The organism is Anaeromyxobacter oryzisoli (genome assembly GCF_022690765.1).
Classification (GTDB): domain Bacteria; phylum Myxococcota; class Myxococcia; order Myxococcales; family Anaeromyxobacteraceae; genus Anaeromyxobacter; species Anaeromyxobacter oryzisoli.
In genome coordinates this window covers 1-26,199 of sequence record NZ_JALCZA010000064.1, presented here as the reverse complement: position 1 = coordinate 26,199, position 26,199 = coordinate 1, and the positions used below count along the sequence as shown (strand labels likewise).

22 protein-coding genes are annotated in these 26,199 nt (G+C 72.3%); 3 read left to right on the top strand and 19 right to left on the bottom strand.

What is annotated here, in order from left to right:
• The 12 genes from MNZ27_RS17465 to MNZ27_RS17410 form a co-directional block, all read right to left on the bottom strand.
• Positions 1-916, bottom strand: a 916-nt coding sequence (locus MNZ27_RS17465) for a pseudouridine synthase (RefSeq protein WP_242395384.1), incomplete at its 3' end; no start/stop codon positions are given.
• 2 nt (positions 917-918) lie between these two features.
• Entirely contained in the window at positions 919-2,232 is a 1,314-nt protein-coding gene (gene scpB, locus MNZ27_RS17460; protein WP_242395383.1) for an SMC-Scp complex subunit ScpB, read from the bottom strand.
• Positions 2,229-3,113: a segregation and condensation protein A gene (locus MNZ27_RS17455; RefSeq protein WP_242395382.1), complete on the bottom strand. Its 885-nt coding sequence runs from the start codon at positions 3,111-3,113 to the stop codon at positions 2,229-2,231. Before MNZ27_RS17455 ends, scpB begins: the two co-directional genes overlap by 4 nt.
• A gap of 23 nt (positions 3,114-3,136) precedes the next feature.
• The gene (gene trpS / locus MNZ27_RS17450; protein WP_242395381.1) at positions 3,137-4,132 is read right to left on the bottom strand and encodes a tryptophan--tRNA ligase; all 996 of its coding nucleotides are present in this window, start codon (positions 4,130-4,132) and stop codon (positions 3,137-3,139) included.
• A gap of 8 nt (positions 4,133-4,140) precedes the next feature.
• Positions 4,141-4,779 carry a site-2 protease family protein gene (locus MNZ27_RS17445; RefSeq protein ID WP_242395380.1) on the bottom strand — a complete coding sequence of 213 codons (639 nt, stop codon included), beginning with the start codon at positions 4,777-4,779 and terminating at the stop codon, positions 4,141-4,143.
• Between the two features lie 181 nt (positions 4,780-4,960).
• Positions 4,961-5,857 (bottom strand): site-specific tyrosine recombinase XerD, encoded by an 897-nt coding sequence (gene xerD, locus MNZ27_RS17440; protein WP_242395379.1) that lies wholly within the window; start codon positions 5,855-5,857, stop codon positions 4,961-4,963.
• A gap of 46 nt (positions 5,858-5,903) precedes the next feature.
• Positions 5,904-6,527, bottom strand: coding sequence for an L-threonylcarbamoyladenylate synthase (locus MNZ27_RS17435; protein WP_242395378.1), 624 nt, complete (start codon positions 6,525-6,527; stop codon positions 5,904-5,906).
• 51 nt (positions 6,528-6,578) lie between these two features.
• Positions 6,579-6,776: a hypothetical protein gene (locus MNZ27_RS17430; protein WP_242395377.1), complete on the bottom strand. Its 198-nt coding sequence runs from the start codon at positions 6,774-6,776 to the stop codon at positions 6,579-6,581.
• Positions 6,777-6,799: 23 nt separating this feature from the next.
• The gene (locus tag MNZ27_RS17425; protein ID WP_242395376.1) at positions 6,800-7,195 is read right to left on the bottom strand and encodes a general stress protein B; all 396 of its coding nucleotides are present in this window, start codon (positions 7,193-7,195) and stop codon (positions 6,800-6,802) included.
• Positions 7,188-8,132 carry a RimK family alpha-L-glutamate ligase gene (locus tag MNZ27_RS17420; protein WP_242395375.1) on the bottom strand — a complete coding sequence of 315 codons (945 nt, stop codon included), beginning with the start codon at positions 8,130-8,132 and terminating at the stop codon, positions 7,188-7,190. The genes MNZ27_RS17425 and MNZ27_RS17420 overlap by 8 nt, the downstream gene beginning before the upstream one ends.
• A 192-nt stretch (positions 8,133-8,324) precedes the next feature.
• On the bottom strand, positions 8,325-11,111 hold the full coding sequence (gene glnD / locus MNZ27_RS17415; RefSeq protein ID WP_242395374.1) for a [protein-PII] uridylyltransferase: 2,787 nt from the start codon (positions 11,109-11,111) through the stop codon (positions 8,325-8,327).
• A 49-nt stretch (positions 11,112-11,160) separates the two neighbouring features.
• Entirely contained in the window at positions 11,161-13,161 is a 2,001-nt protein-coding gene (locus MNZ27_RS17410) for an N-acetylmuramoyl-L-alanine amidase (RefSeq protein WP_242395373.1), read from the bottom strand.
• A 128-nt stretch (positions 13,162-13,289) separates the two neighbouring features.
• Between MNZ27_RS17410 and elbB the strand changes: the two genes are divergently transcribed.
• The 3 genes from elbB to MNZ27_RS17395 all read left to right on the top strand — a co-directional run bounded on the left by elbB (position 13,290) and on the right by MNZ27_RS17395 (position 14,968).
• On the top strand, positions 13,290-13,958 hold the full coding sequence (elbB, locus tag MNZ27_RS17405; RefSeq protein WP_242395372.1) for an isoprenoid biosynthesis glyoxalase ElbB: 669 nt from the start codon (positions 13,290-13,292) through the stop codon (positions 13,956-13,958).
• A 133-nt stretch (positions 13,959-14,091) separates the two neighbouring features.
• On the top strand, positions 14,092-14,370 hold the full coding sequence (locus MNZ27_RS17400; RefSeq protein ID WP_242395371.1) for a cytochrome c3 family protein: 279 nt from the start codon (positions 14,092-14,094) through the stop codon (positions 14,368-14,370).
• A gap of 316 nt (positions 14,371-14,686) precedes the next feature.
• Entirely contained in the window at positions 14,687-14,968 is a 282-nt protein-coding gene (locus MNZ27_RS17395; protein ID WP_242395370.1) for a cytochrome c3 family protein, read from the top strand.
• A 372-nt stretch (positions 14,969-15,340) separates the two neighbouring features.
• On the opposite strand, the gene MNZ27_RS23685 is transcribed toward MNZ27_RS17395, so the two are convergent.
• From MNZ27_RS23685 to MNZ27_RS17365, 7 genes are all read right to left on the bottom strand, one after another.
• Entirely contained in the window at positions 15,341-15,475 is a 135-nt protein-coding gene (locus MNZ27_RS23685) for a hypothetical protein (protein WP_277958059.1), read from the bottom strand.
• Positions 15,476-15,562: 87 nt separating this feature from the next.
• Positions 15,563-16,726: an FG-GAP repeat protein gene (locus tag MNZ27_RS17390; RefSeq protein ID WP_242395369.1), complete on the bottom strand. Its 1,164-nt coding sequence runs from the start codon at positions 16,724-16,726 to the stop codon at positions 15,563-15,565.
• Positions 16,723-18,510 carry a DUF4215 domain-containing protein gene (locus MNZ27_RS17385; protein ID WP_242395368.1) on the bottom strand — a complete coding sequence of 596 codons (1,788 nt, stop codon included), beginning with the start codon at positions 18,508-18,510 and terminating at the stop codon, positions 16,723-16,725. The genes MNZ27_RS17390 and MNZ27_RS17385 overlap by 4 nt, the downstream gene beginning before the upstream one ends.
• A 10-nt stretch (positions 18,511-18,520) precedes the next feature.
• The gene (locus MNZ27_RS17380; RefSeq protein ID WP_242395367.1) at positions 18,521-19,567 is read right to left on the bottom strand and encodes a PEGA domain-containing protein; all 1,047 of its coding nucleotides are present in this window, start codon (positions 19,565-19,567) and stop codon (positions 18,521-18,523) included.
• A gap of 17 nt (positions 19,568-19,584) precedes the next feature.
• Entirely contained in the window at positions 19,585-22,275 is a 2,691-nt protein-coding gene (locus tag MNZ27_RS17375; RefSeq protein WP_242395366.1) for a serine/threonine-protein kinase, read from the bottom strand.
• Positions 22,276-23,372: 1,097 nt separating this feature from the next.
• Positions 23,373-23,780: a TolB-like translocation protein gene (locus MNZ27_RS17370; RefSeq protein ID WP_242395365.1), complete on the bottom strand. Its 408-nt coding sequence runs from the start codon at positions 23,778-23,780 to the stop codon at positions 23,373-23,375.
• The gene (locus MNZ27_RS17365; RefSeq protein ID WP_242395364.1) at positions 23,777-25,891 is read right to left on the bottom strand and encodes a methyl-accepting chemotaxis protein; all 2,115 of its coding nucleotides are present in this window, start codon (positions 25,889-25,891) and stop codon (positions 23,777-23,779) included. The genes MNZ27_RS17370 and MNZ27_RS17365 overlap by 4 nt, the downstream gene beginning before the upstream one ends.
• Positions 25,892-26,199 lie beyond the last annotated feature (308 nt).

Genomic DNA, 26,199 nt, shown 5'->3' with positions numbered 1-26,199 from the left:
CCGGCCGCGACCCCGCGCGCGGGCGGGGTCGCTCCTCGCGGCCGCCTCCCGGGGAGCCCCGGTCGTCTCCCGCGACCTCGCGTCCGCCGCCCGCCGGCCTCGGCGTGGGAGGCGGAGGCGGCCCGTGCCCGTGCCGGCGCGCCGCCTTCGGCAGCATCGCCGCGGCGGGGCCGGGAACCGCGGTGCCGCTCGCGAGGCCGACGCGCTGCCGGAGGGCGTGCACCTCGCCGGCGGTGAGGGCGCGGAACGTCCCGGGCCGGAGCCCGTCCACGGTGATGCCCCCGAACTCGGGCCGGAAGAGGCGCTGGACCTGGAGGCCGACCGCCTCGCACAGCCGCTTCACGAGGTGGAACCGCCCCTCCCCGACCACGACCCTGATCCAGACGTTCTTCTCCGCGTGCTCGTGCACCGAGACCTCGAGCGCGCGCGCCGGCCCGTCCTCGAGCCGCACGCCCGACTTCATCCGCTCGAGCGCCTCGGCCGCCGGATCGCCCTTCACCTTCACCAGGTAGACGCGGCGATGTCCGTAGCGCGGGTGCGCGAGCCGGTTCGCGAGCTCGCCGTCGTCCGTGAGCAGCAGCGCGCCCTCGGCGTCGTAGTCGAGCCGGCCCACCGGGAAGACGCGCGCCCGGACGTCGCGGAGGTACTGGAGCGCCGTCGGGCGCCCCTCGGGGTCCGCCGCCGTCGTGACGCAGCCGGAAGGCTTGTAGAGGAGGTAGTAGGCGCGCTCCTCGGGGGCCGAGACGAGCGCGCCGTCCACCGTCACGAGATCCCGGTCCGGATCGATCTTGGTCCCGAGCGTCGTGACCCGCTGCTGGTTGACGGTGACGCGCCCGGCGAGGATCAGCTCCTCCGCCTTGCGGCGGGAGGTGACGCCGGCGCCGGCGAGGAACTTCTGGAGCCGCTGCTCTGCCATCCCTATTCCCCCTCGCCCGACGGGCGCTCGGGGTCGGGCGCGGCATCGGCTACGGGTACGGCGTCGGCTGCGGGTACGGCGTCGGCTGCGGGTACGGCGTCGGCTGCGGGCACGGCGTCGGCTGCGGGCACGGCGTCGGCTGCGGGCACGGCGTCGGCTGCGGACGCGGCAGCGTCCGGCTCCTGCTTGCCGTCCCCGAGCGCGGTCCGGGCCGCGCGGGTCTTCTCGTCCGCGGCGACGATGGCCCGCTCGAGCTCCTCGAGGGCCGCGTCGGCCTCGGCGCGCTTCGCCTCGAGCTCGGCGCGGAGCGCCGGGTCCTCCAGGTCCGCGACGATCCCTTCGATGCCCGACGGGGCCTCCTCCTGCGGCGCGTCCTTCTCGACGATGGAGCGGTTCTCCTGCGACAGCTCGTGGAACTCGCGCAGGGTCGGGAGCGAGGCGAGGTCCTTCAGCGCGAAGAACTCGAGGAACTCGCGGGTGGTGCCGTACAGCATGGGCCGGCCCGGCTCCTCCTTCTTGCCGAGGATCTTGATCAGCTTGCGCTCGAGGAGCGCCTTCACCACCGCGCCGCAGTCCACGCCGCGGATGTCCTCGATCTCGGGGCGCGTGACCGGCTGCCGGTAGGCGATGATCGCCAGCGTCTCGAGCGCCGCGCGGGTGAGCCGCTGCGGCTTCACCTTGAGGAAGCGCCGCGCGAAGTCCGAGTTGTCCGGCGAGGTCCGGAGCTGCCAGCCGCCCGCGACCTCGTGGAGCACGATCCCGCACGGCCCCTCGCGGTAGTGGCCGGAGAGCCGGTCGAGCGCCTTCGCGATCCGCTCGACGTCCACGCCGGACGCGAGCCGGATCTCCTCGACCGTGAGCGGCTTCTCCGCCAGGAAGAGGAGCGTCTCGACGACGGTCCGGACGCGGTCCGCGGACAGCCGCTTCGCCGCCGCGGCGAGCTTCTCGAACGGCTGCTCCTTCTCCTCGGCGACGTCGATGTCGGCGGACTCCACCTCGTCGAGCGACGGATCGCCGGCCTTGGCCTCCTCGGCGGCCTGGAGCGCCTGCAACTCCTCCGCCGACACCGAGGGCGCCGCCGGGGGCGCGGGCGCGGCCGCCTCGTGGTCCTGGACGGACGCCTCGAACGGCGCGTCGGGTGCGTCTGGTGCGTCTGGTGCGTCGGACGGCACGGGCGGCTCGGACGCGCTCGCCGCCTCCGCCGCGACGACGCCGTTCGCCTCCGCCGCGGCGACCGCGCCGCTCGCCGCAGGCGCGACGTCCCCGGAGACGGCCTCCTCCGCGGCCTCCCGCTGTTCCGTGGGATCCGCCGTCATCGATATTCCTCCTGCTCCGTGGGCACGTCGTCGCCGAGCGTTTCCTTCGCCTCGACGATGATCTCCGCCCCCGGTCCGGCCTCGTCGAGCGCGGCCTGGTAGATGCGAATGAGCTTGAGCTTCGCCATCTCGAGGATGGCGAGGAAGGTGGCGATCACGTTCGCCTTGGTGTTCCGCCGCTCCGGCGGTCCGGTGAGCAGCTCCTCGAACGTCGCCCGGCGCTGCAGGCGCAGCACGTCGGCCACCCGCGCGATCGCGTCGCTGATGGTGAGGCGGTCGGTGACCACCTCGTGGGTGTGCTCGGGCTTCGCGTGCGCGAGGGACCGGTCGAGCGCCTCGATGAGCTTGAACACCGAGACGTCCGCGAGCCCCTCGGGCCCCTCCGGCAGGGCCGGCCGCTCGGCGCGGGCGCGCCGGGCGAAGACCGTGCGATCGAGGATGTCCCGACCGCCGAGCTCCTCGCCCGCGGCCTTGTACTTCTGGTACTCGAGGAGCCGCTTCACGAGCTCCGCGCGCGGATCCTCCCCCTCGTCCTCGGCGCTCGGCGCGTCCTCGGCGACCTCCGTGCGCGGCAGGAGCAGCTTGCTCTTCATGAGCACGAGCTGCGCCGCCATGTGCAGGAACTCGCCGGCGACGTCGATGTCCAGCTCGCGCATCGCCTCGAGCGTCTGGAGGTAGCTCTCGGTGATCCGCGCGATGGGGATGTCGAAGAGGTCGACCTCGTGCTCCTTCACGAGGTGCAGGATCAGGTCGAGGGGACCCTCGAACGGCGGCTCGCCGGCCTTGAGCGGCGGCAGCGTGACGCGGAACGCGTCCGCGGCGGCGCGCGCGGCCTCGGCGTCCGCCTCCGTCCCGGCGCCCGTCTCGGTGTCCCTGGACATCCCTTCGGACAGCCCCCTGGGTCCTACGCCAGCTTCATGGCCTTCCGCACCTCTTCCATCGTGCGCGCCGCCGCGGCGCGCGCCTTCCCGGTCCCGAGCTGGACCAGGTCGTCGAGGTCCTTCGGGCGCGCGAGGAGCGCCTCCCGCCGCTCGCGCATGCGCTCCTGCGCCGGCAGCAGCCGCTCGAGCACCTTCTTCTTGCAGTCCACGCAGCCGATCGCCGCGGTCCGGCAGCTCTGGTCCACCCAGGCCACCGTCTCGGCGTCGCTCGTCACCTTGTGCAGGTAGAAGATCCCGCAGACGTCCGGGTGGCCCGGGTCCTGGCGCCGCATCCGCGCGGGGTCGGTGACCGCGCCCATGATCTTCTTGCGGGTGGACTCGGCGCTCTCGCCGAGGTCGACGGTGTTCCCGTAGCTCTTCGACATCTTCCGGCCGTCGGTGCCCAGGATCTTGGGCGCCGCGGTGAGCAGCGGCTGCGGCTCGGGGAAGACCTCGCCGTAGTGCGAGTTGAACTTCCGGACGATCTCGCGGGACAGCTCGAGGTGCGGGACCTGATCGACGCCGACCGGCACCCGGGCCGCCTTGTAGAGGATGATGTCCGCGGTCATGAGGACCGGGTAGCCGAGGAAGCCGTACAGGGCGAGATCGCGGTCCGTGATGTTCTCCCGCATCTCCTTGTACGTCGGCGACCGCTCGAGCCAGCCGAGCGGCGTGATCATGCCGAGGAGCAGGTACAGCTCCGCGTGCTCCCTCACCTGGCTCTGCACGAACAGCGTCGCCTTCTCGGGGTCGATGCCCGCCGCGATGAAGTCGACGAACATCTCCCGCTCGGCCTGCTTGATGATCCCGGTCGCGTGGTAGTTCGTCGTCAGCGCGTGCCAGTCGGCGCTGAAGAAGTAGCAGTCGGCCTCGTCCTGGAGCTTCACCCAGTTCGCGAGGGCGCCGTGGAGGTGGCCGATGTGGAGGCGGCCGGTGGGCCGCATGCCGCTGACGACGACGGGACGCTTGGGCTGGGTCATGAGGACTTCTAGGCGCGGCCGGCGACGGCGAGGAGGAGCCGGTCGAGCAGCGAGTTCATGGCCGACACCGGCCCCGCGAGGACGTACGGGGCGAAGATGAAGACCGCGATGAGGAGGAAGGGAGCGAACCGGGTGATCGTCTCCCACGCCGCCCGGTGGCGGTACGGCACCAGCCAGTCGATGACCCGGCTCCCGTCGAGCGGCGGGATCGGGATCAGGTTGAAGATCGCGAGGACGATGTTGAGCGAGATCATCCGGTCGAGCAGGAACACGACCGCGGGCTGCGCCTCGAGGAGGTGGTAGCGGGCCCCGAGCCCGTACAGCACGACGCAGACGATCGCGAGCAGGAGGTTCGAGAGCGGCCCCGCGAGCGCGGTGAGGGCCATGCCCGCGGCCATGTTCACGCCGCGCCGGAAGCGCGACGGGTCCACCGGGACGGGCTTCGCCCAACCGAAGAAGGGCACCCCCGGGCTCATCATGGCGACGAGCGGCAGGAGGATCGTGCCGAACGGGTCGATGTGCGGGACCGGGTTCAGCGTGAGGCGGCCCATCCGCTCGGCCGTGTCGTCCCCGAGCCTCGAGGCGCTCCACGCGTGCGCGAACTCGTGGACGCTGAGCGACAGGATCATCGGAATGAGGAGCGCCACGGCGCGTAGGAGAACGTCCGGACCGAACACGTAAGCCTCGAAAGAGAAAGCGGTTCTTTAGCAGCGCGGGGGCGGTCGGTCAACGCGGTCGGCGCCCGCCCGGCGGCTCGCCCCTCCGCGCCGACCTCCGCTAAGAACACGCGGCGGCTCGGGTTTCCGCCCTGGCCGTCCGGGGCGGCCGTCACGCGCGCGGGTGGAACCGTTCGTGCAAGCGCCGGGCGTGGGTCCGGTCCACGTGGGTGTAGATCTGCGTGGTCGAGACGTCGGCGTGGCCGAGCATCTCCTGGACCGCGCGCAGATCCGCCCCTCCGGCGAGGAGGTGGGTGGCGAACGAGTGCCGGAGCTTGTGGGGGGAGATCTTCCTGCGGATCCCCGCCTGCCGGGCGTAACGGTCGAGGAGCTTCGCGAACCCCTGGCGCGTGAGCCGCGCGCCGCGCGGCGTGACGAAGAGATCCTTCGAGCGCCGCCCCCTGAGCAGCCGCTCCCGCGCGTACGCCAGGTAGGCCCGGGTCGCCTCGGCGGCGGGCGCGCCCACCGGCACGAGCCGCTCCTTGTTCCCTTTCCCGCGGGCGAGCAGGACGCGGGTCTCTAGGTTCACGTCGTTGAGCTCGAGCGAGACGAGCTCCGAGACCCGCAGCCCGGTGGCGTAGAGCACCTCGAGCATCGCCCGGTCGCGCAGCCCGGCCGGTCGGCGCACGTCCGGCGCCGCCAGGAGCCGCTCCACCTCCTCGACGGAGAGGAGCGACGGCAGCTTCCGCCCGGGCCGCGGCGACTCGACCTCGTCGGAGGGATCCCCCGCCGTGAGCTTCTCGGCGAAGAGGAGCTTGTGGAGCGAGCGGATCGCCGAGAGCGCCCGCGCCTGCGAGCGGGGCGACAGGCCTGCCTGGACCAGCTCGGCGAGGTGCGCCTGGATCTCCGCCCGGGAGACGCGCTCCCACGCCGGGATCCCGAGCCGGTCCAGGTGCTCCACGTACCGGCGGAGGTCGCGGCCGTAGGCCTCGACGCTGTTCTCGGCGAGCCCCTTCTCGACCCGGACGTGGGCGAGGAACAGATCGAGGGCGGGCTCGAGCGGCGACATCCCGGCGACGATATCGCCGGGGCGCCGGCCGTCCAGTTCGCGGCCGCTACTCGAGGAGATCCGAGACGTCGCCCTTCCCGACGCGGATCACCACCGGCTCCGGGCCGGAGAGGTCGATCACGGAGGAGGGCTCGTTGGGCCGATAGCCGCCGTCGAGGATCAGGTCGAGCCCGTGGCCGAGCCGATCCTTGATGTCCTTCGCGTCGATCAGGACCTCGCCGTCCGGCGTCGCCGCCGAGGTGGAGATGACGGGGTGCCCGAGCCGGCGGACGATCTCGAGGGCGACGGGGCTGTCGGGGATGCGGATGCCCACCGTCTTCTGCCGCAGCAGCACCAGATCGGGGACGAGGCGGGTGGCCGGTAGGATGAACGTGTACGCGCCCGGGACCTTGCGCCGGAGGATCCGGTAGGCGGCGTTGTCCACGATGGCGTACCGCGAGATCTCCGCCAGGTCCTGGCAGATGAACGAGAGCGCCTGCGACCGGGGGATCCCCTTGAGCTGGTAGATCCGCTCGATCGCCCGCTTGTCGAACAGGTCGCAGCCGAGTCCGTAGTAGGAGTCGGTCGGGTACGCGAGGAGCCCGCCGGACGAGAGGACCGAGACCGCCCGCTCGACGACGCGGGGCTGGGGGTGCAACGGGTCGATCTCGGCGATGGGCGCGGCCGGCATGCCTGCGGGATCTAGCAGCTTTCCGGCCGGCCCCCAAGCTCCCGCGACGCGCTAGCCGCGGCTCTTGCCGCGCTCGATGAGCTCGCGGACCTTCTGCCCACCCTTCCGCCCGATCTCCTCGTAGAACGCGTGCCCCCTCTCGTCACGGACGGCGATGCCGCCCTTCCGCCCCGCCTCGGAGACCGTCATTCCACGCCGCCCCTCCTCGGGCTCCACGCGGCGCGTGCCCTTCTCCTCGTGATCCGCCATCTGACCCCCCTCCCCTTCGGCGCCTACCGCTCGCCGCCCTCACCGTGGCCAGCGCCGCCCTCTTCCTCGGCGCCCGCCTTCCCCTTCTCGATCAGCTCGCGGACCTTGTGGCCGCCCTTCCGGCCGATCTCCTCGTAGAAGGGCGTACCCCGCTCGGCCTTGATCGTCTCGCCGCCCTTCTTCCCGATCTCCTCGTAGAAGCGGGGGCCGCGCTCGGCCTTGACGGTGTCGCCGCCCTTCTTGCCGATCTCCTCGTAGAACTTGCGGCCCCGCTCGGCCTTCACGGTCTCGCCGCCCTTCTTGCCGATCTCCTCGTAGAACTTGCGGCCCCGCGTCTCACGGACCCGCACGCCCCCCTTGCGACCGGCCTCGGAGACCGTCATCGCTCCCTTGCTGCCGCTCTTCTTCTCTTCAGCCATGTGTCGCCCCCGTCCGTTCACGCACAATGTGGGCGCTGCTCAGCCGGCGGCGCAGGGCCCGGCCGAGCACGTGGTCGGCGATCGCCTCGGCCATGTCGAGGCCCGTCGCGTCCAGGATCCCCCGCCAGCTCGGGTTCCCGTTCACCTCGATCACCGTCGGCCCCGCGGGGCCGAGCACCAGATCGACCCCCGCGTAGTCCAGGCCGAGCGCGGCCGCCGCCGCCTCCGCCACCGCCTTCGCCGTCGCCGGACAGTCGGCGGCGTCCGCCCGGCCTCCCACCGCCACGTTCGTCCTCCAGTCCCCGGGGGGTGCGTGACGGACGATGGCCGCCCGGGTCTCTCTCCCGACCACGAAGACGCGGAGGTCGCGTCCGGGGTGGGGCACGTACTCCTGAAGGTAGAGCGCGCCGTCGCGCGCGGCGCGCTCGCCCACCGCGCGACGCCCGGCGGCGTCGGGGCGGACGCGCACCACGCCCTCCCCGAGCGAGCCCGCGAGGGGCTTCATCACGGCCTCGCCGAGGTCCGCGAGGGCGCGCTCGGCGTCCTCGGGTGACTGGGCCACCGCCGCGGCCGGCGTGGGGACCCCCGCGCGCGCCAGGAGCCACGAGGACCGGAACTTGTCCTGCGCGGCGAGCAGCGGCTCGATCCGGTTCATCACCACCGCGCCGCCGCCCTCGAGGGCCCGGTAGATCTCGAACTGCACGTCGGGGTCGCCCGCGCGGCCGAGCCCGCGCACGAGCACGAACGCGTCCACGTCGAGGAGCGCGCGCCCCGCCGCGGCGGTCTCGGTCGTCCCGCCTGCGACGTTCGCAGACAGCGCCGCGGGATCGATCGCGAGCGCCTCTGCCCGGCGTCCGAGGGCCGACAGCATCTGCCGCGAGTGCCAGTCGTCCTCGGGCCAGGCGGTGACGACCCCGATCCGGATGGAGCGCTTCATGCCAAGCCTGCTTCCCTCCCCCTGCCCCGACCGTCCGTGGAACATGGTGTCCATGGCCGGCTGGCTGGACAAGGGCGCGCCATCCCGGATCTTTTCCGGAGCGTCCCGGGCGGCGCACGCCCGCCCCCCCGAGGCGCGGGCGCCGGCCCGATCCGCGGGATCCCCGCAAGCGAGGACCGCCCGGGCGCCCGGCTACTCGGGGCGCGCCAGCGCCGCCTCGAGGGCGGCCACCACGCGGTCGGCGAGCGCGCCCTCGAGCTGCCGCCCGCCCGGCACGTGGACGTAGAAGGCGTCGGCGGCGCGGTGCCCCTCCGTCGTGATCCGGGCGAGGTCCACGGACACTCCGAGATCGAAGAAGGTCCGGGCCACGGTGTGGAGGAGGCCGACCCGATCCGCGGTGAAGACGTCCACGACCGACTGCGCCCGGGCGCTCTCGTTGTCGATCACGATCTTGGTCGGCACGCTCGGCAGCGGTCGCTGCGGGATCCCCGACGGGTGGATCCGCCGGGCGAGCAGCGCGTCGAGCGGCTCGGCGCCGGAGAGCACGCGGACCAGGTCTCCGCGCGCAGCCCGCCACCTGTTCGGCTCCACGGTGGACCCCTCGGGGCCGAACACCTCGAACACGTCGAGCGCCCGCCCGGCGAGCCAGCCGAGCGCCGGGTCGTCCGGCGTCGAGAACACCTCCGCCTGCTGGATGTCGATGCGGTGCGCGGCGAGGACGCCGGCGATGGTGGCGAGGAGCCCCGGGCGATCGCGCGCCGTCAGCGCCAGCTCGGAGTAGCCGGGCAGCGCGTGGTGGCGGATCGCCGCCGCGGTGGTCGCCTCGCGCCCGAGCTGGAGCAGCCGGAAGTGGCGCGGCGCCTGCGCCGGCGAGGCGGTCAGGAAGTAGCGGGCGGGCATCGCCCGCACGAAGCGCTCGCGCTCCTCCGCCGAGCCGCGGCCGTGCTCCGCGAGGGCGGCCGCGACGAGCGCGCGCCCCGCCGCCTCCGCCGTCCCCGGCTCGAGCCGGTGCTCGCCCGCGGCGAGCACCTCGCGCGTCTTCTCGTACAGCTCGCGCAGGAGGCGCGCCTTCCACTCGGTCCAGGTGCGCGGCCCGACCGTGGCGATGTCCGCGTACGTGAGGAGGTAGAGCTTCTCGAGGCGGTCGATCGTGCCGACCTCCTCGGCGAAGCCGTGGATGAGGTCGGGATCCGAGAGATCGCGCCGCTGGGAGATGGCGCTCATCCGCAGGTGCTTCGACACGAGCCACTCGATGTCGGCGGCGACGGCGGGATCCACGCCGATCCGGACGCACGCCTCCGCGGCGATCTCCGCGCCGCGCGTCGAGTGGTCCTTCCCGCCCCCCTTGCCGATGTCGTGGAAGAGGGCCCCGAGGTAGAGCCCGAGCGGACGCTCCAGCCGCTGCATCACCTCGGTGAGCCCCGGCTCCTGCACGTCGCCGCAGCGGAGCGCGAACAGCCGGCGCACCGCGAAGATGATGTGAACGTCCACCGTGTACACGTGGTAGACGTCGATCTGCCGGCGGGCCGTGATGCGCGCGAACTCCGGCAGGACGCGCGGCAGGACGCCGATCTCGTGCATCAGCGAGAGGAACCGCCCCCGCGTGCCGGGGCGGGTGAACGCCGCCAGCAGCTCCTGGTTCAGCTCCGGGTCGCTCGCGGCCTCCGCCGGCAGCTCGGCGGCGGCCTGCCCCGCCAGGTCACGCGCGTACGGGTAGAGGTCGAGGCTCTCCCGGTCCGCCGCGGTGAACAGCCGGACGAGCGCCGCGGGCGAGCGGCGCAGGGTGTCCTTGTCCACGACGGTGAGCCGTCCGCGGAACACCTTGAGCTCGCCCCCCGGCAGGAACCGGTCCGCCGCGCGGGGCGGCTGCCCCCGCAGCACCGGGACCGGGCGCTCCGCGCCGAGCGTCGCCGCGGGCGGCGGCACCATCCGCCACCCCATCTGCGCCGCGGGCTCGAGGCACCGGTCCACGATCGCGTCGCAGGCCACGAGCACCGTCTTCGCGGCGAGGTAGTAGTGGCGCATGAACTCCTCGACCCCGGTGCCGCCCTCGCGATCGCGGTACCCCATCGCCTCGGCGACCTGCGGCTGCACGTCGAACGTGAGCCGATCCCACTTGCGGCCGGCGAGGTAATGCATCTCGTTCCGGACGCGCCAGATGAAGTCGCGCGCCCGGCGCATCTCCCGGATCTCGCGCTCGGGGAGGAGCGCCCGGTTGAGCAGCTCGGTGATGCCCGCCACCTTGAAGCGGACGCGGGCGAGCCAGAGGGCGGACTGCAGGTCGCGCAGCCCGCCCTCGGACTCCTTCACGTTCGGCTCGAGCAGGTAGAGCGAGTCGCCGAACCGCTCGCGGCGGCCGCGCATCTCGTCGAGCTTGTCCGCCAGGAACTTCTCCACCTTGGCCTCGGAGAGGCCGTGCAGCTCCTCGCGCTCGAGCTCCCGGTACAGGTCGCGATCGCCGGCCAGCCAGCGCAGGTCGAGCAGCGCCGTGCGGGCGGTGTGGTCCTCCGAGGCGAGGCGATCGCAGGTGCGCAGGTCGCGGACCGCGTACCCGACCTCGAGCCGGAGGTCCCAGAGCGCGTACACGAGCCGCTCCGCGGCGGCCTTCACGAACGCGTCGGGGCCACCCTCCCCGTGCAGCACGAGCAGGTCCACGTCGCTGAAGGGCGCGAGGTCGCGCCGGCCGTACCCGCCGAGGGCGACGAGCGACACCGGCGACGGCGCGTGCGCCCGGGACGCCTCGGCGAGCGCGCCGGCCCACACCTCGCCGACGATCCGGTCCATCGCCGCGCTCTGGAGGCGGACCACGGTGTGGCCGCTGCCGCCGGCGCGGTGGACCTCCTCGACGAACCGGCGCTGCGCGGCGAAGTCGGCCTTCGGATCGCCGGTGAGCGGGGGGAGCTCCTGGACCTTGGTCTCGAACTCGAACGGCGCGGCGGCCGGCAGGCTGGTGAGGGCTTCGGCGGGAGGCGGGGACATGGATGCGGGAGTATAGCGTCGCTCCCGCCGGACGCCGCCCCGTCGCCCTTCAGCGCACGCTGGCGACCCGCATCCCGGAGCGCGCGAAGGCGGAGATCGCCCGCGCCACCCCGTCCGCCACCTCCTCCTGGTAGCGGGCGGACGCGAGCCGCCGCTCCTCCTCGCGGTTGGAGATGAAGGCGGTCTCGACGAGCACCGCGGGCATCCGGGCGCCGAGGAGGACGTAGAAGAGCGCGCTCTTGACCCCGAGGTCCTGGACCCCGCCGACGTGGGCACGGACCCCCGAGCAGACCTCGCGCTGCACCAGCTGCGCGAGCCGGTGCGAGACGCCGGCGCTCGACTTCGCGTCGAGGTCGGTGAGGATGCGCCCCACCTCGCCCTGCCCGTCGGCGCCGAGCCCGTTCTCGCGGGCGGCGAGCCGCGCCGCGTAGCGATCGTCGGTGACGTTCAGGAAGTAGGTCTCGACGCCGGTGAAGCTCCGGCGCGGGTGGGCGTTCGCGTGGATCGAGACGAAGAGATCGCCGCGGGCCGTGTTCGCGATGGCGGTCCGCTCCTCGAGGGCGAGGTAGCGGTCGCGATCGCGGGTGAGGATCACCTGGAATCCCCCGGCGCGGAGCTTCCGCGCGAGGCGCCGCGCGATCGCGAGGGTGACGTCCTTCTCCTCGACGTGGGTCGGCCCGATCGCCCCGGGATCGTGCCCGCCGTGGCCGGCGTCCACGACGACGCGCCGGATCGCCCCGGGCGTGGCCTCCTCCGCGGCCGCGGCGCCGGGCTGGCCCGCCGGAGGCGGCTCCGCCGGTCCCTGGGATCGCGCCTCCCCGGAGGCGTGCTCGGGCGTCGTCTCGGCGACCGCGGGGGCGCGGCGCGGGTGAGCGCCGACGTCCACGATGAGCCGCGGCGGGTCCTCGAGCGCGAAGACCTGGGCCGCGTCGTCGCCCGCGAGGTCGAGGACGACCCGCACGGTCTCGGCGTCGTTCTGGGCGGTGCGCACGCGATCGACCTGATCGCCGGCGACCGGCCGGGCCACCGCCTTGCCCGGCAGCGTCGCGGGGCGGAGGTCGATGGCGAGCCGCCGCGGGCGGTCGCCCTCCGCCGCGAGCTCGTGCTTCTTCCAGCCGACCCAGTGCGAGAGGTAGATGGCGACGCGGGTGTAGTCGCCGCTCGACCACGCCCTGACCTCGTCGACGGTCGCCGCGCCCGCTCCCCCCGAGTCCCCCAGGGGCCGCGGCTCCGCGGGCGCCGCGAGGTCCCGCACCGCGGCCTCGAGGGCCGGATCCGGCGGATCGTCCTCCCGGTCCGCGCCGCTCTCCGCGGCGTCCGGCACGTCCGCGCCGGCGGTCGGCGTGGGCTTCGCGGCGGGCGACTGCGGCCGGGACGGCGCGCTCGCGATCCGCTGCGGCCGCTTCGAGCCCGCGCGGCTCGCCGGGCGATCGTCCCCTGCCTCGCGCCGGATCGCCGCCGCGAGCACCGCGCCGTCCTTCGCGCCGCGCCTCGACGCGCGCGTCGCGAGCTCGAGCGCCTCGTCGCGGTCGTCCTCGACCGCCGACCAGCGGTAGAGGGCGTACCGCGCCCGCGCCGCCTCGAGGAGCGCCGGGCCCGCGTCCGGGCCCCGCGCGGCGCGCAGCACGTTGTCGATCGCGCGCTCCCAGTTGTGACGGAACCGCCGGCGGGTCCGGTCCCGGGCGAGGGCGGTGAGGGCCGCCTTGGCTTCGTCGAGCGTCGGACGCGCGGCGGCCCGCGCCTTCTCCGGAGAGGGCCGCGTGCTCTTCCGGGAGGTGGTCCGCGAGTCCTTCGAGGCGGCCCGCGCCTCCTTCGGGGCGGGCCGGGTGCTCTTCCGGGCGGCGGTCGTGGCCTTCCGGTCGGGCGCGCGGTCACGCGCCGGCGCGGCGGTCCCCGCCTTGCGCTCCTTGCGCTCCGGCGCCCGCGCGCGACGCGAGACGGCGGCCGCGGACTTGCGGTCCCCGACCGGCACACGACGCGGCTCGGCCATCCCTGACACCGGGGCGAGCGCGAGCAGGACGAGGATGAGGGCGAGCGCACGACGGCCCATGGGTCGCGACTCTGCTCCTCACCGATATCGCCGTCCAATTTTCGGGCGACCCCGCCGCGGGCGGGCCTCCCGGCGCGCGCGCGGCCTATCATCCGTCCGCCTCTCCTCTCCCTGTCCGAGGTGATCCGATGGCTCCCCAGAAGCGGGTCGGCGTCGTGCTCTCCGGCTGCGGGTTCCTCGATGGCGCCGAGATTCAGGAGGCGGTCTGCACGCTCCTGTCGCTCGATCGCCGGGGCGCGGCCGTCGTGGCGGCGGCGCCCGACGTCGAGCAGCTCCACGTCGTCGATCACGTGAGGGGCGCGCCGGCGGAGGGCGAGAGGCGGCGCGTCCTCCAGGAGTCCGCCCGGATCGTGCGGGGGAAGATCGTCGATCTGGCCCGCGTCCGGGCGACGGACCTCGACGCCGTCGTGTTCCCCGGCGGCTTCGGGGTCGCGAAGAACCTCTGCTCGTTCGCGGTGGACGGCCGGAACATGAAGGTGGTGCCCGAGGTCGAGCGGCTCGTCCGCGAGCTGCGCGCGGAGCGCAAGCCGATGGGGTTCATCTGCATCGCGCCGGTGATCGCGGCGCGCCTCCTCGGGGACGAGGGGGTGAAGGTCACCATCGGCGACGACGCCGAGACCGCGGCCGCCATCACCTCGTGGGGAGCCCGGCACGTCGATCGCCGCGTGGACGAGATCGTGGTGGACGAGCGGCTGAAGGTGGTGTCGACGCCCGCGTACATGCTCGGCCCCTGGATCGCTCCCGTCGCGACCGGCATCGACAAGCTGATCGCGGCCCTCCTGGAGCTCGCCTCGTGAGACGTGTTCTCAGGAGACCTCAGGGGTGCGACAAACGCGACGAAAGTTTCCAAGCGACTTCTGAATTTCGAGTACAGTCCGCCGTCCAAATCGTGGGCGGGCTGGTCCGCCCCTGAAACGAGGAGCGCTTCAAGTGACCAAGTACCTCGCTGGGATGTTCGCTGCTGCCTTCGTCGCCACCTCCGCCTTCGCGGCGGGCCCGGAGACCATCACCCTGGAGGCGAAGCCGGGCAACGTCACGTTCCCGCACAAGGCTCACCAGGCCAACACGAAGTGCGCGACCTGCCACGGCGCGAAGCCGGGCAAGATCGAGGGCTTCGGGAAGGACAAGGCCCACGCCCTCTGCGTCGAGTGCCACAAGACGCAGGCCAAGGGCCCGACGAAGTGCGCCGAGTGCCACAAGAAGGCGTAAGGCACTTCGCATCGAGCAGCATCGCGAGCGGGGCCGGGCGACCGGCCCCGTTCTCGTTTGTGGGGGGGGGCGGGAAGGACGTCTTCACGTCAGGGGACAGCCCCCTCGTCGTCGCGACGTCGCCACGGGCGGGTCGTGACGGCGCGACCCGCCGGGGTCGCTCGACCGGGGCGTCGTTCGGTCCCCGCCCCTCGATCACCAATGGTGCATTTCGTCGCGGGCCCTTTGCCGCAGTCCGGCGCGCGTGATCGCGCGCTACATTGCGCGCCTCCCGACGGGAATTTCCCCGTCCTCATCTGCACGGAGGGTAACACCCATGAAGCTCGTGCTCTCACTCGTGGTCGCGGCGGTCCTCTCCGTTGGAACCGCGATGGCCGCCGAGGCTCCGACGGGGCCGATCACGCTGAAGGCGAAGCAGGGGAACATCACGTTCAACCACAAGTCGCACGCCGCCCAGAAGTGCGACGCGTGCCACCCGACCGTGCCGATGAAGATCGAGCCGGTCGCGAAGGACGCGGCGCACAAGCTCTGCCTCGACTGCCACAAGGCGGAGGCGAAGGGCCCGACGAAGTGCGCCGAGTGCCACAAGAAGGCCTGATCGGGCGCTGACGTTCCCGACAGCGAGGAGGCGGTCGGCGCGAGCTGACCGCCTCTTCTCTTGGTGTGTCCGCATCCGCGGCACGCGCGAGGTGCGGGGAGGCACGCGCGGCTCGAGGGCGCCGACTTGGGCTCGGCTACATCAAGCTCGGCCAGCCCTCCCCCACCCTCTCCGGCGGCGAGGCGCAGCGCATCAAGCTCTCCCGCGAGCTGGCCCGGGTCGGCACCGGCAAGACGCTCTACATCCTCGACGAGCCCACGCGAGACGTCTTCATCTGGCGGCCACGCTTCTGGCAACGTCGACGTGGCTGGCCCGGCGACGCCCGCCCCCGTCCCGGCTCCTATCGGCCGAGAGGAGCCGGCGCCCCGCCGGTCACGGATTCGATAGGGTGATGTTGTACCTAAAGGTGGAGACCACGTTCCCGCTCACCTTCAGCTCCGTGACGAGCGTCGCTATTCCGGCGACGAGCGTCCCGCTCCCCGCCGCCTGGTTGCTGACGCGGTACACCCTTCGTCCTATGAAGCGCGCTCCGTGCGACGCGCGCCGGGTGCTGCTCCTGTCGACGGGAACGCTGCTCGTGAGGGGAAAGCGGGCCTACTGCCGCCAGCGGAACACGTAGACGGAGCCGCCGACGTGCCAGGAGTAATCGGGCGCCCCGATCGCCACCGTGCTCCCGTCGCTGGAGATGGCCGCACTCGCCCCGAAGGACACCGCTGTCGCACCGTCTGTGGGTGTCAGCTTCGCCTCGGTCCAGCGTGAGCCATCGGGCCGGTAGACGTATCCCGTTCCCGCATCGCCCGTCGCGCCGACGACGAAGGTTCCGTCCTCGGCGGCGGAGACCGAACAACCGAAGAAATCCCGGAGCCTGCCATCCGAAGCGACGAGCTTCTCCTCGCCCCAGCTCGCACCGTTCCGTCGATAGACGTAGGCGGCCCCCTGCTGGAAGCCAATCGTGGTGGGCGCGCCGACGTGGATGGTATCCCCCCCGAAGGACGTCGAGACCGACCGACCGAACTCGTCGTTCGCGACGGCGTCGGAGGGCTGCAGCAGCGTCTCGGTCCAGCCTGTCCCGCTCCAGCTCGCCCCATCGCGCCGGTACACCGCCACCGTGCTGCTGTCGGCCCAGCCCTGGACGATCGTGTCGTTGTCGGACGAGATCGCGGTCGAGGAGGCGACCTTCGAGGAGTTGAGCGTCGCCTTCATGGCCCACCCGGCGAGGTCCCGCTCGAACACGTACGTGCTCCCGAGCGAGGACGCCACGACCACCACGCTCGCGTCCTGCGAAAGCGCGACGCTGCTCCCGAAGCCTTGGGACGCGCCGACCGTCCCGGCCCCTGGATCCGCCAGCTTCGTCTCGTTCCACGCAATGCCGTCCCACTCGAATACGTAGGCCGCCTCGTTCTTGTGCGTTCCGGCGAGAACCGTGCTCCCGTCCGCGGAGACCGCGACGGAGGATCCGAACTCGTCGTAGTAGGCGGCATCGGACGCGATCAGCTTGGTCTCGGACCAGCGCGCGCCGTCCCACGCGAGCACGTAAACGCCGCCCCGGCCAGTGTCGGCGTACGGCGCGCCGACGACGACCGTGTTCCCGTCCGTGGACAGCGCCATGGCGTAGCCGAAATGATCCTTAGCCACGCCGTCGGACGGGATCAGCTTCGTCCCGACCCAGGCCTTCTTGCCGTCACCCCCACCGCAGGCAGCCATGAGAGCCGCCGCGGCGACAACGAACCCGAACCTTACCCCGCTGCGCCTCGTCACAAGCACACCCCCGAAGTTCCGCTGCAGATCCCGGTGACGCAATCGGCGTCCGTGGCGCAAGCCTCACCGGTCACACACCCTGCGCCGCCGCTCATGTCTGTGATACCGAGCGAGGTCTGGTCGGGTGGCGACACGACGATGGCACGGTTCCCGGCGACGCCATCGCCGTCGTGCTCCAGACGAACGAACTGATCGTTGTTCGTCGACCTGAGGTGGACAGGGAGCAGCCCGGCGTTGTTCAGCCTCGTCACCTCCGTCCGGATCGCACCCGCGATGTCTTTCGGCGCAGGGTTGGCCTGGCTGACGACGGCGCAACCGTCCGAGGTGAGCGCGCAAACACCGCTGGACATTCTGATCTCGATCGTCGCGGTGCGCGTTTGATCTCCCAGCGTGATCAACGTACCGTCGGTCCCCGCGGTGCTTTTGACCTCGATCTGTCCCTTCGCCGTGCCCGTGAGGATGGTCTGGCACTTGCCGCTGCACGTCCCGCAGGCGAACGAGAGGGCGTTGTCGCATTGCTCGTTTATGATGGCGCCGTTGGGGTCGAGCAGGCCAGTCTCCTGGACATAGTCCCCGCACCAGTGCTTCACGGTCGCGAGCGGCGCCGCGCAGTTGGATGCGCACCCTTCACAGCTCAGGAGGCCGTAGGCGCAGTCGGTCTTGCCGTTGAGTGCCGTCCCGAGATCGCAGGCCTCGACGTGCAGCGGGCCGTGGCGGTCGACGATCTTGTCGCCGCACGTGGCGGCCTTGCACGAGATGCAATCGTCCTCGTCATCGAGGTTGCCGTCGTCGCACTGCTCGCCTGCCTGAACGTTCACGATGGTATCGCCGCACCGGCTCGGCGTGCAGTTCCAGTTGCAGGTCGCGGACTCGCAGCTCGAGCTCGAGCCGCCCACCACGCCGCCGTCGCACTGCTCCCCGGCGGTGGCGTTCACGATGCCGTCGCCGTGGCGGCTCCACGTGCAGTTCGCGTTGCAGGTCGCCGACTCGCAGCTGGAGCTCGAGCCGCCCACCACGCCGCCGTCGCACTGCTCCCCGGCGGTGGCGTTCACGATGCCGTCGCCGTGGCGGCTCCACGTGCAGTTCGCGTTGCAGATCGCCGACTCGCAGCTGGTGACGGACCCGTCCGCGGCCGGCACGCCGCCGTCGCACACTTCCCCGTCTGAACCGTTGACGATCCCGTCGCCATGCCTGCTCCAGGTGCAGTTCCAGTTGCAGGTCGCCGACTCACAGCTGCTGACGGTGCCGTCCAGAGCCGGCACGCCGCCGTCGCACTGCTCCCCCGCATGGGCGTTCGTGGTGCCGTCGCCGTGGCGGCTCCAGGTGCAGTTCGCGTTGCACCTCACCGTCTCCCCTGCGTCGTCGCAGTCCTCGCCGGCGTCGATGACGTGGTTCCCGCACTTCTCGGACTTGCAGTCGCTGCTGCAGCCGTCGCCGTTCGCGGTGTTCCCGTCGTCGCACTCCTCGCCCTTGATCTTGTCCGTGACCGTGTTCCCACAGGTCTCGTCCGACTTGCAGTCATGGCTGCAGCCGTCGCCGTCGATGAGGTTGCCGTCGTCGCAGACCTCGCCGTCCTGCAGGATGCCGTCGCCGCAGTTCTCCCAGATGCAGACGGCCTGCGCCGCCGCGCACTTCGCTCCGGGCGGGCAGTAGACGCCGGTGGGGCACAGCGTCGACTTCGACTCCAGCCTGCACCCGGACACCATCACCGCCGCGATCGCCATCGCGAGCGCGGCGATCCCGCCCCGCGCGCCGCCGTTCCCCTGCAGAAGCTCGAAGCGCATGTCTCTCCCTTCAGAAGCGGATCGTGGCCAGGATCCCTGCGCGACCGGCGCCGAGCGTCGGCGCCACCTCGACGCCCGCGTGCTGCGGCGGAGGCCCGGAGCGCTCCTCGTACGGCATCACGACCGTCTCGGCGCGATTCATGACGACGAGCACGGCGCCCGTGAGGATCGCCGCGCCGCCCACCACGTAGGCGCCGACCGCGACGTTCTGGTAGGTCGTCGCCTGTCTCCGTGCGTTCGCGAAGTCGGCCGGCTCAGGGTTGCAGTAGTTCGGGGCCACGCACCGGATCGTCGACTGGCGATCGACCCAGTCCAGTCGCTGCCCGGCCTCGTAGCGGAGCGCGATGCCGCCCAGCGCGATCGCCGCGCCCGCGCCGACGATCGACCAGGGCTTCCACGCGGGCCAGCGGCGGTGCGTGCGCGTCATCTCGCTCATGGTCCGGAGAGGCAAGTCGATGGACGTCACCGTGCCGCCGTCCAGCGTCCGGGCCTCCTGGTTGGTGACGAAGCCCTCCTTGCTCGCCACGATCGTGTGCCGCCCGGCGCTCACGAGCCCCTGGTACGAGCCGGGCGGCGTGAAGAGCGGCCGGCCATCGAGCTCCACCCGCGCACCCGCCACCTCGCACCGAACGTCGATGCGCGCGAGCTGCTTCTCGAGGAGGGCGAGGTAGTTCCTCGCGTGCTCGAACCGCTCCTTCCCGAGCGGCTCCGGACCGTAGCGCATGGCCTGGACGAGGTGCTCGTGCGTCTCGACGGGCTGGTCGAGGCTCATGAGCGCGAGCGCCAGGTTGAAGTGGATGTTCGGGTGATCCCAGCGGGTGAGGGCCTCGCGGTACTTCGCCGCGGCGGTGATGGTGATGGACTCCTTGAGGAGCTTGTTCCCCTCGATGAAGAGCGCGTCCGCCGCGCTGCGGTCCCCGGCGGAGACCCCGTGGCTCCAGACGTTCTCGCCCGCGGAGTCGAGGGGCTGCTCGACCGACTGCGCCGAGGCGGCGCCGGCGCAGAGCACCAGGAGGAGCGCCCAGCGGCGCAGGATCGAACCGGGGTCGAGGGCCATCGCTTCGTGCTCTCCGTTCACCGCGGGAGGGTCTCCGCCATCGGGCTGCCGAACTGATCCTTGAGGCGGCGGACGCGCTCCTGCTCCTCGGCGAGGCGCGCCGCGAGCTGCTTCGCCGCGCGATCCGCCGCCCGCTGCGCCCGGGCCGCCTCCTCCGAGCTCTGCTCGGCATGCTGCTGCGCCTCGAGCGCGCGCGCCCGCTGGGCCTCCGCCGTCGCCAGCGCGTCGATCAGGCCCGCGTTGGCCGTCGCGAGCTCGGCGCTGGCGGCCTCGGCGCGCCGGGCCGCCTCCGCGCGCTCGCGCTCCTTCACCTGGAGCTCCTCGGCGCGCTGGCGGGCGGCGCCCTCGGCGATCCGGGCGATCTCCTCCTGGCGCTGCGACTCCTTCTGCGCCCTGCGGATGACCACCACGGCGACGAGGGACGCGGCGACGACCAGCAGGAGCCCGAACATCGCGCCCATGGTCAGGGCGCGCTTCCGCCGCGCGGCCCGCGTCTGGTACGCCACGACCGCCTCGAGGAAGGCATGCTGCACCTCCGCGAGGTGGCCTCCGAACCGGCTCCGGAAGCGCCGGGCCTCCTCCGCGAGCTCTCCGCGCCAGAGCAGGTCGGCGCGCCGGCCGCCGGCGTCCCACTGCTTCGCGCTGGCGCGGATCTGATCGATGAGGTCGGCGTCCTCGCCGCGCTCTTCGAGCCAGCGGCGCAGCGTCGGCCAGGCGTGAATGAGCGACTCGTGCACGATCTCGGCGGTGCTGCCGCGGTCGCTCTGCTGGAGGACGACGAGGCGCGCCGCCGCGAGCCGCTCGAGGAGCCGCTCCGCGTCGCCGCCGGATCCAACGTCGACCAGCTCGTCGACCGAGACGATCGCGCGGGTGCGCTCGGCGCTAACGAGCCGCATGAACAGCTCGCGCGCGGCGGCCCGCTCGTTCGCCGGCAGCTCGGCGAGCACGCGGTCCGCGTACCGGGCGAGCGCGCCGGAGATGCCCCCGATGGCCTCGTAGCTCGCGCGCGTGAGCACCCGCCGCGCGGTGTCGCGCGCCTCCCAGAGCTGCGCCGCGGCGAACTGGAGCAGCGAGAGCGCGCCCTCCGTCTGGCGGACGTCGCGGACCAGCTCGTCCACGAGCGCGGCCGACTCGAAGCGGAACCCCGCCATCTCGGCGGGGCGCGTGAGCGCGTCGCGGAGCCCCTCCTCGCCGGGCGTGCCGAGGAAGAAGAGCCCCTGGCTCAGCTCGGCCATGAACCGCGGGTCCTCCGCCACGCGATCGAGGAAGTCGGAGCGGATGGACAGGACGACGCGGACGGGCGACGCGGCGTCGTCCGCGATGCCGGCGAGGCACGCCGTGAAGGCGAGCCGCTCGGCGCGGTCGGGCACCAGCGTGTAGAGCTCCTCGAACTGGTCGAGGAAGAGGAGGACCCGGGCCCCGTGGCGGCGCGCGTGGGCCCGGAGCGCCGCGCCCGCGTAGCCGGGCTCGGCCGTCAGCCGCCCGAGGAGATCCCGCTCCTGCCCCAGCTCGTCCGAGCCCGCGCCCGAGCTCGTCACGGCGCCGAGGGAGGCGAAGCTTCGGGCCAGCGCCGCGAGCGGGCTCCGGCCGGGGCGGAGCACGAGCGTCTCCCAGCGCTCCCCCTCGCGCTTCAGGGCCGGGGCGACGCCCGCCCGCACGAAGGAGGACTTCCCGACGCCGGAGGGGCCGACCACCGCCATCGCCGGCCGGTCCCGCAGGCGGCTCACCAGCGCGGCGACCTCGTTCGTCCGGCCGAAGAAGCGATCCGCGTCCGACTCCTGGAACGCGCTCAGGCCGGTGTACGGGCTCTCGTTGATCCCCAGCTCGCGACCGCCGCGCCCGGGGAGGAAGGGCTCGATGGCCCGCAGGAGCGAGAGCGCGTCCGGCGGCCGGCGCTCCCGATCCTTCTCGAGGCACGCGTCGACGGCCTCGGCGAGCTTCGCCGGCACGTCGGGGGCGGCGCCGCGGAGGCTCGGTATCGGCTGCGAGAGATCGGCGACGACGGCGAGCTGCATGCCCTCGAGCCCGGCGAGCGGGTGGCGCCCGGAGAGCATGCGGAAGAGCATGACGCCCACCGCCCAGAGGTCGCTCCGGTGATCCAGCTCGCCCCCGGCCCACTGCTCCGGGGACATGTACTGGAGGGTGCCGAGCGTCGTGCCGTGCTGCGTGAGGGAGCTCGCGCTCGCACCGCCGGCGAGGTGCGGCCGGGGCTCGGCGACGGCTGGTGTCCCGGCACCGACGGCGCGCGGCGGCTCGCCCTCCAGCACCTTCGCGATGCCGAAGTCGAGCACCTTCACGACGCCCGCGTCGGTGAGGACGATGTTCTCGAACTTCAGGTCGCGGTGGACGATCCCCTCCGCGTGGGCGCAGGCGAGGGCGCGCAGGACCGGCGCCATCAGCTCGACCACGCGGCCCGGCGGGAGGGCGCCCCCGTCGCCGACGAGCGTCGCGAGGTCCTTGCCGCGCAGGTACTCGAGCACCATGTACGGCCGGCCCTCGTGGAGATCGGCCTCGTACAGGGTGACGATGTTCTCGTGGTTGAACCGGGCGGTGGCGCGCGCCTCCAGGAGGAAGCGCTCCACCAGCGCCGGATCCTCGGTGTGCAGGAACTTCACTGCAACGCGCCGGCCGAGCTTCGTGTCGCGAGCGAGGAAGACCTCGCCCATCCCTCCGCGCCCCAGCGGCCGGATGAGCTCGTACTGCTTCACGCGGTCGCCGGCGCGAGGACCGCCGGCGGCAGGCTCGAGGTCGGGCGCGGGCTCGGCGCTTGGCGCGGGCGAGCCCCGGAGGATCTCGGTGCGCGGGCGTGCGGGATCGGTGGGGGCGTCGCCCCCTGGCGACCCGAAGATCAGCGTCCCCGAGATGGGGGGATGCGTGCCTGGGACTTCGCGCCCCGGCGCCGACGGCAGGACCTGCGTCCCGGTCGGCGCGGCGGAATGCACCTGAGCTCCGCTCGGCGCCGCGGAAAGAACCTGCGTGCCAGTAGGCGCCGCGGAGAGCACGTGCGTCCCGGTCGGCGGCGAGCCGGCGCCATGGTCGAACTCGCCGACGGCACCGACCGGGCCTGCGCCCGCGGGAACGTCCGAAGCCTTCATGTTTGCGACGCCCCCTGCCTGCGGCCGGATGTCACAGTCCGACAACCCGGACCCAGCGTGTCCAATGGGGGAACCCTACACGCAACACCCAGAGTGTTCAATGGCCATACCGCTGAATTTCTCGGTCAGCGAAGACACTCTCGGTCGCAAGGGCGAGCCCCCGCGGTAGCCTTGGCGCGCGGCCTCGCGCGCTCGCCGCCGAACTGGAGCGGCGCGGGCACGCCGATGTCGTCCGGCACCTCGCGTCCCTCCCCCGGATCACGCACACCGATGGTGCGCCTGAAGTGGTGCCATCCGTGGCATCATCCGTTCTGGGATCTCGAGGAGACGTTCCGCGAGCGCTCCTGGGGAGCGGGAGATCCCGGCACGATCCTCGACGTCGCGCTGTCGCGCGGGCTCGTTCGCTCGTCCGCCGAGCTGGAGCGACGCGGCGTCCCGACCGCCTCCCCGCTCCCGGCGCGGCTCGCCCAGGGCGACCTGGCGGGCAGCTCCCCGTCGTCCACCGCCTCGTCGAGCTCGGCGCCGATCCCCTTGCCGAAGCCGAGAACGAGCTCCTGCCGGTCGAGCTCGCCCTGGACGACGCCGACCGCGCCGTCATCGAGCAGGCCGGCGGCCGCGGCCCGTAGCGCGAGTCCGTGCCCACGCCGTCGGCGCCACCGTTCCGGCCAAGGAGGACCATGGCCGGCGTGTGAGCGGTCACGCCGACGCCCTCACTTCTTCACGTTCGCGGATGACAGCTCCCACTTGAGGAGCTTGCTCTCCTGGGATTCCTCGTCCGTCAGCTTGCTGGTCACCGTCTTCTGCACGTTGCACACGACACTCAGCGGGTCCGAGATCCAGGCGCAGTTGCCGTTCCAGTCGTCGGGCATCTCCTCGCTCGACTTCAGCAGGATCGGCGGGCCGAACAAGTGCGGGAGCGACGGATCGACCGGCATGACCATCAACGCATTCGCCCCCTCGCTCGAGTCCGCGAAAACGACCCACTTGCCGTCCGGCGAGAACCGGAAATCGCCGCACCGATTGTTGCCGAACAGCTTCACCATCTCCGGCCGATCCTTGGCCTTGCTCCATGAGGCGAGCCAGGTGACCAGTTCCTTGCCCGGCGGGGGGTTCTTCACGGTGAAGAGCGCGATCGCGAGCGTCGGATGGACGCTGGGCAGGTCGGGTCTACCCCCGAGAAGCCCGGTGTTGTACACGGCGCCCAGCGGGTGCTCGATCGGCCTGAGCCGTTCGTCGAGCGCGTGCAGCCGGAGATGCTGAAGCTGCGCGGCTGCTTCGCGAGGAGCTGCGGGTCGACGCGCGAGGGGAACTTGTTCGCCCAGTGCGTGTACCCGGAGGGCTCGTCGCCGCCGAAGTGCGCGAGGCACAGGCGGAGCGTGGGGTACCTATTCAGCACCTCGTGCCACGCAAACGGCGAGACGTAGTGCTCGGAGAACCAGTACTCGTCCCAGTCGGCGCTGCCCAAGCCGCGGTGCTTGATGAGGTCCTTGGTCTTCTTCTCGTACACGGCGAGCGCCTCCCTGTTCACGGTCACCGGGCTGAACCCCTTCACCTTCTCGCCACGCTCGTAGGCAACTTGCTCGCGCACGTAGAGCGGCCGCTCGAGCGAGTACTGCCCCGCGGGGGAGCAGTGGCAGACGATCGGGATCGGATCCGACTCGTTCGTGCAGCGCCCGTAGAAGTCACGCTGATGATCCAGGCGCGGATCGAGCGGGCGGTAGCCGAGCGCCGTGTACTGCTTGATCCCGATGAACGGGCGGTTCCCGGGGTCGGAGAAGTAGGCTCGGAACGGGCCGTCCCAGCGCTGCGGGAAGCTCTCGAAGACCTTGTCCCCCATGGTTTCCATCGTCGGGCGGGCAGCCGTGCTGGGCGCGTTCCATCGACGCGGGTCGTAGTGGAAGAGCGGGAGGAGCGTCCACGGGTGCTGGGCCGCGCCCGCGAGCGTGTCCTCGATCTGCTGCTTGTACGGCTCGAAGGCCTTGAACTCGTCGTCCGGCAGCCACCGCGCTTCCTTCACGAGCTTGGAGTCCTTGAACCAGCGCGTGTCCTCCCGGTACTCCGCATAGTGGTCGAAGGGGCCGTCCTCCTTCACCACCGTCCGGTCGATGACGAGCTCGAGCGGAGGGACGCCGGGATCGCTCGAAGGCACTTGCACCCGCTCCGTCGGCCGCCGCCCGACCGGATCTGTCGCGCCGGGCGGCAGCGGGCGCCGCGACATCGTCTGCGTCGCAACGATCCCGCCTACCGAGCGGACCGTGACGTCCTCGGCGAGGCGCGTCCGGACCGGGTGATAGATCTGCTGGCCGTAGTAGCCGGCGATGTGCCCGAAGTCCATGTCCATGGGCATCACCATCATCATCGACAGGCGGCCGCCGGCGCTGGTGGTCGGGATCTTCGCCATCGCCTCGCGGTTCCCCTTCGCCGCGAGCGCGGCGATGGCGACGGTCTCCTTCTCGCTCATGGCACTGAAACCGGCCATGTTCCCGGGAAGCCCGACCCAGCTCTCGACCGTCCTCGAGCGGACGCTATCGACCGCGTCGACGACCTTGTCGGCGCCCCGGTGGATGCGCGCCCGCACCTGGGTGGCCACGAAGTTCACCAGCCGCTCCGCGTCCGCTTGGACCAGGTCGAACGACTTGTTCGTCTCGCTCGCGAGCCGGTGGAGGTCGCGCGCGGCCGCCTGGCGGACGCTCGCGAGCTCCTCCTCCTGGTCGGCCGCCGACAGGAGGTGACGGGACGCTGCTCCCGTCATGTTCGCCGCCGCCTCGGTCACGCCTTTCGCGAGCTTGCGCCCGCCCCCGGCAACCTCGTGGTAGACGCCGTGGACGGCGGCGAGCAGGCGGCCGGCGAAGCCGGTCGCGTTCTGCATCACATCGGCGGATTGCTGCGCCTCGTCCGGCACCATCGCACGCAGCCGCTGCTCGAACTCGCCGGCGGCGCGGCCGGCGCCGCGATCGATGTCCGCGCCGAGCTGCCACATCCGGCCGGTCGCGTCGACGAGCCCCGCTGCGCCGTGGACCGCGCTCGAGGTCACGTGCCGCGCCGACTCGGTGGCCACGTACCCCGACGCGATCACGGTCTTGGCGACGGCGGTCGTGAGACCGATGAGCTCCGCCTCCGTCAGCCGCGCGAACCCCACGTCACTCCTGCGCGCCAGCTCCGCGGCGCGCCGGACCGACCACAGCCCCTGGTGCGCCGCCTTCAGGCCGGGGACAAGGTACTCGTGCACCTGTTCCGGCTGGGCCGAGGCTCGACGCCCAGGGGCTCACTCTTGGGAAACTTGTCCCAAACGAGCGGCATCGGCGAGCACTTGCCGCTGTTCACGTGCATGTGCGCGTCGACGATCACCTCCGGGCCATCGAGGACATCGATCGAGTTCCACGCGCCGCCGGTGAGAACGTGGTGCATCGCTGACCGATCCCCTCATTCCCACGGTCATGGGATGGGGCCAGTTGTAGACGTTCCGCGGGGTTGAGATCATGGTGCGGGGCCCATGCGCAACCAGGCCATCCGCCCCCGCCGCGTGCACGACTTCGT

What these genes read in the sequence shown, in the direction of transcription:
- MNZ27_RS17420 (WP_242395375.1), bottom strand. Translation starts at nt 8,132, where the DNA reads ATGAAGCGCTCCATCCGGATCGGGGTCGTCACCGCCTGGCCCGAGGAC.
- MNZ27_RS17385 (WP_242395368.1), bottom strand. Translation starts at nt 18,510, where the DNA reads ATGCGCTTCGAGCTTCTGCAGGGGAACGGCGGCGCGCGGGGCGGGATC.
- MNZ27_RS17380 (WP_242395367.1), bottom strand. Translation starts at nt 19,567, where the DNA reads ATGGCCCTCGACCCCGGTTCGATCCTGCGCCGCTGGGCGCTCCTCCTG.
- MNZ27_RS17410 (WP_242395373.1), bottom strand. Translation starts at nt 13,161, where the DNA reads ATGGGCCGTCGTGCGCTCGCCCTCATCCTCGTCCTGCTCGCGCTCGCC.
- glnD (WP_242395374.1), bottom strand. Translation starts at nt 11,111, where the DNA reads ATGTCCCCGCCTCCCGCCGAAGCCCTCACCAGCCTGCCGGCCGCCGCG.
- MNZ27_RS17430 (WP_242395377.1), bottom strand. Translation starts at nt 6,776, where the DNA reads ATGGCGGATCACGAGGAGAAGGGCACGCGCCGCGTGGAGCCCGAGGAG.
- elbB (WP_242395372.1), top strand. Translation starts at nt 13,290, where the DNA reads ATGGCTCCCCAGAAGCGGGTCGGCGTCGTGCTCTCCGGCTGCGGGTTC.
- scpB (WP_242395383.1), bottom strand. Translation starts at nt 2,232, where the DNA reads ATGACGGCGGATCCCACGGAACAGCGGGAGGCCGCGGAGGAGGCCGTC.
- MNZ27_RS17395 (WP_242395370.1), top strand. Translation starts at nt 14,687, where the DNA reads ATGAAGCTCGTGCTCTCACTCGTGGTCGCGGCGGTCCTCTCCGTTGGA.
- MNZ27_RS17425 (WP_242395376.1), bottom strand. Translation starts at nt 7,195, where the DNA reads ATGGCTGAAGAGAAGAAGAGCGGCAGCAAGGGAGCGATGACGGTCTCC.
- trpS (WP_242395381.1), bottom strand. Translation starts at nt 4,132, where the DNA reads ATGACCCAGCCCAAGCGTCCCGTCGTCGTCAGCGGCATGCGGCCCACC.
- MNZ27_RS17455 (WP_242395382.1), bottom strand. Translation starts at nt 3,113, where the DNA reads ATGTCCAGGGACACCGAGACGGGCGCCGGGACGGAGGCGGACGCCGAG.
- MNZ27_RS17435 (WP_242395378.1), bottom strand. Translation starts at nt 6,527, where the DNA reads ATGCCGGCCGCGCCCATCGCCGAGATCGACCCGTTGCACCCCCAGCCC.
- xerD (WP_242395379.1), bottom strand. Translation starts at nt 5,857, where the DNA reads ATGTCGCCGCTCGAGCCCGCCCTCGATCTGTTCCTCGCCCACGTCCGG.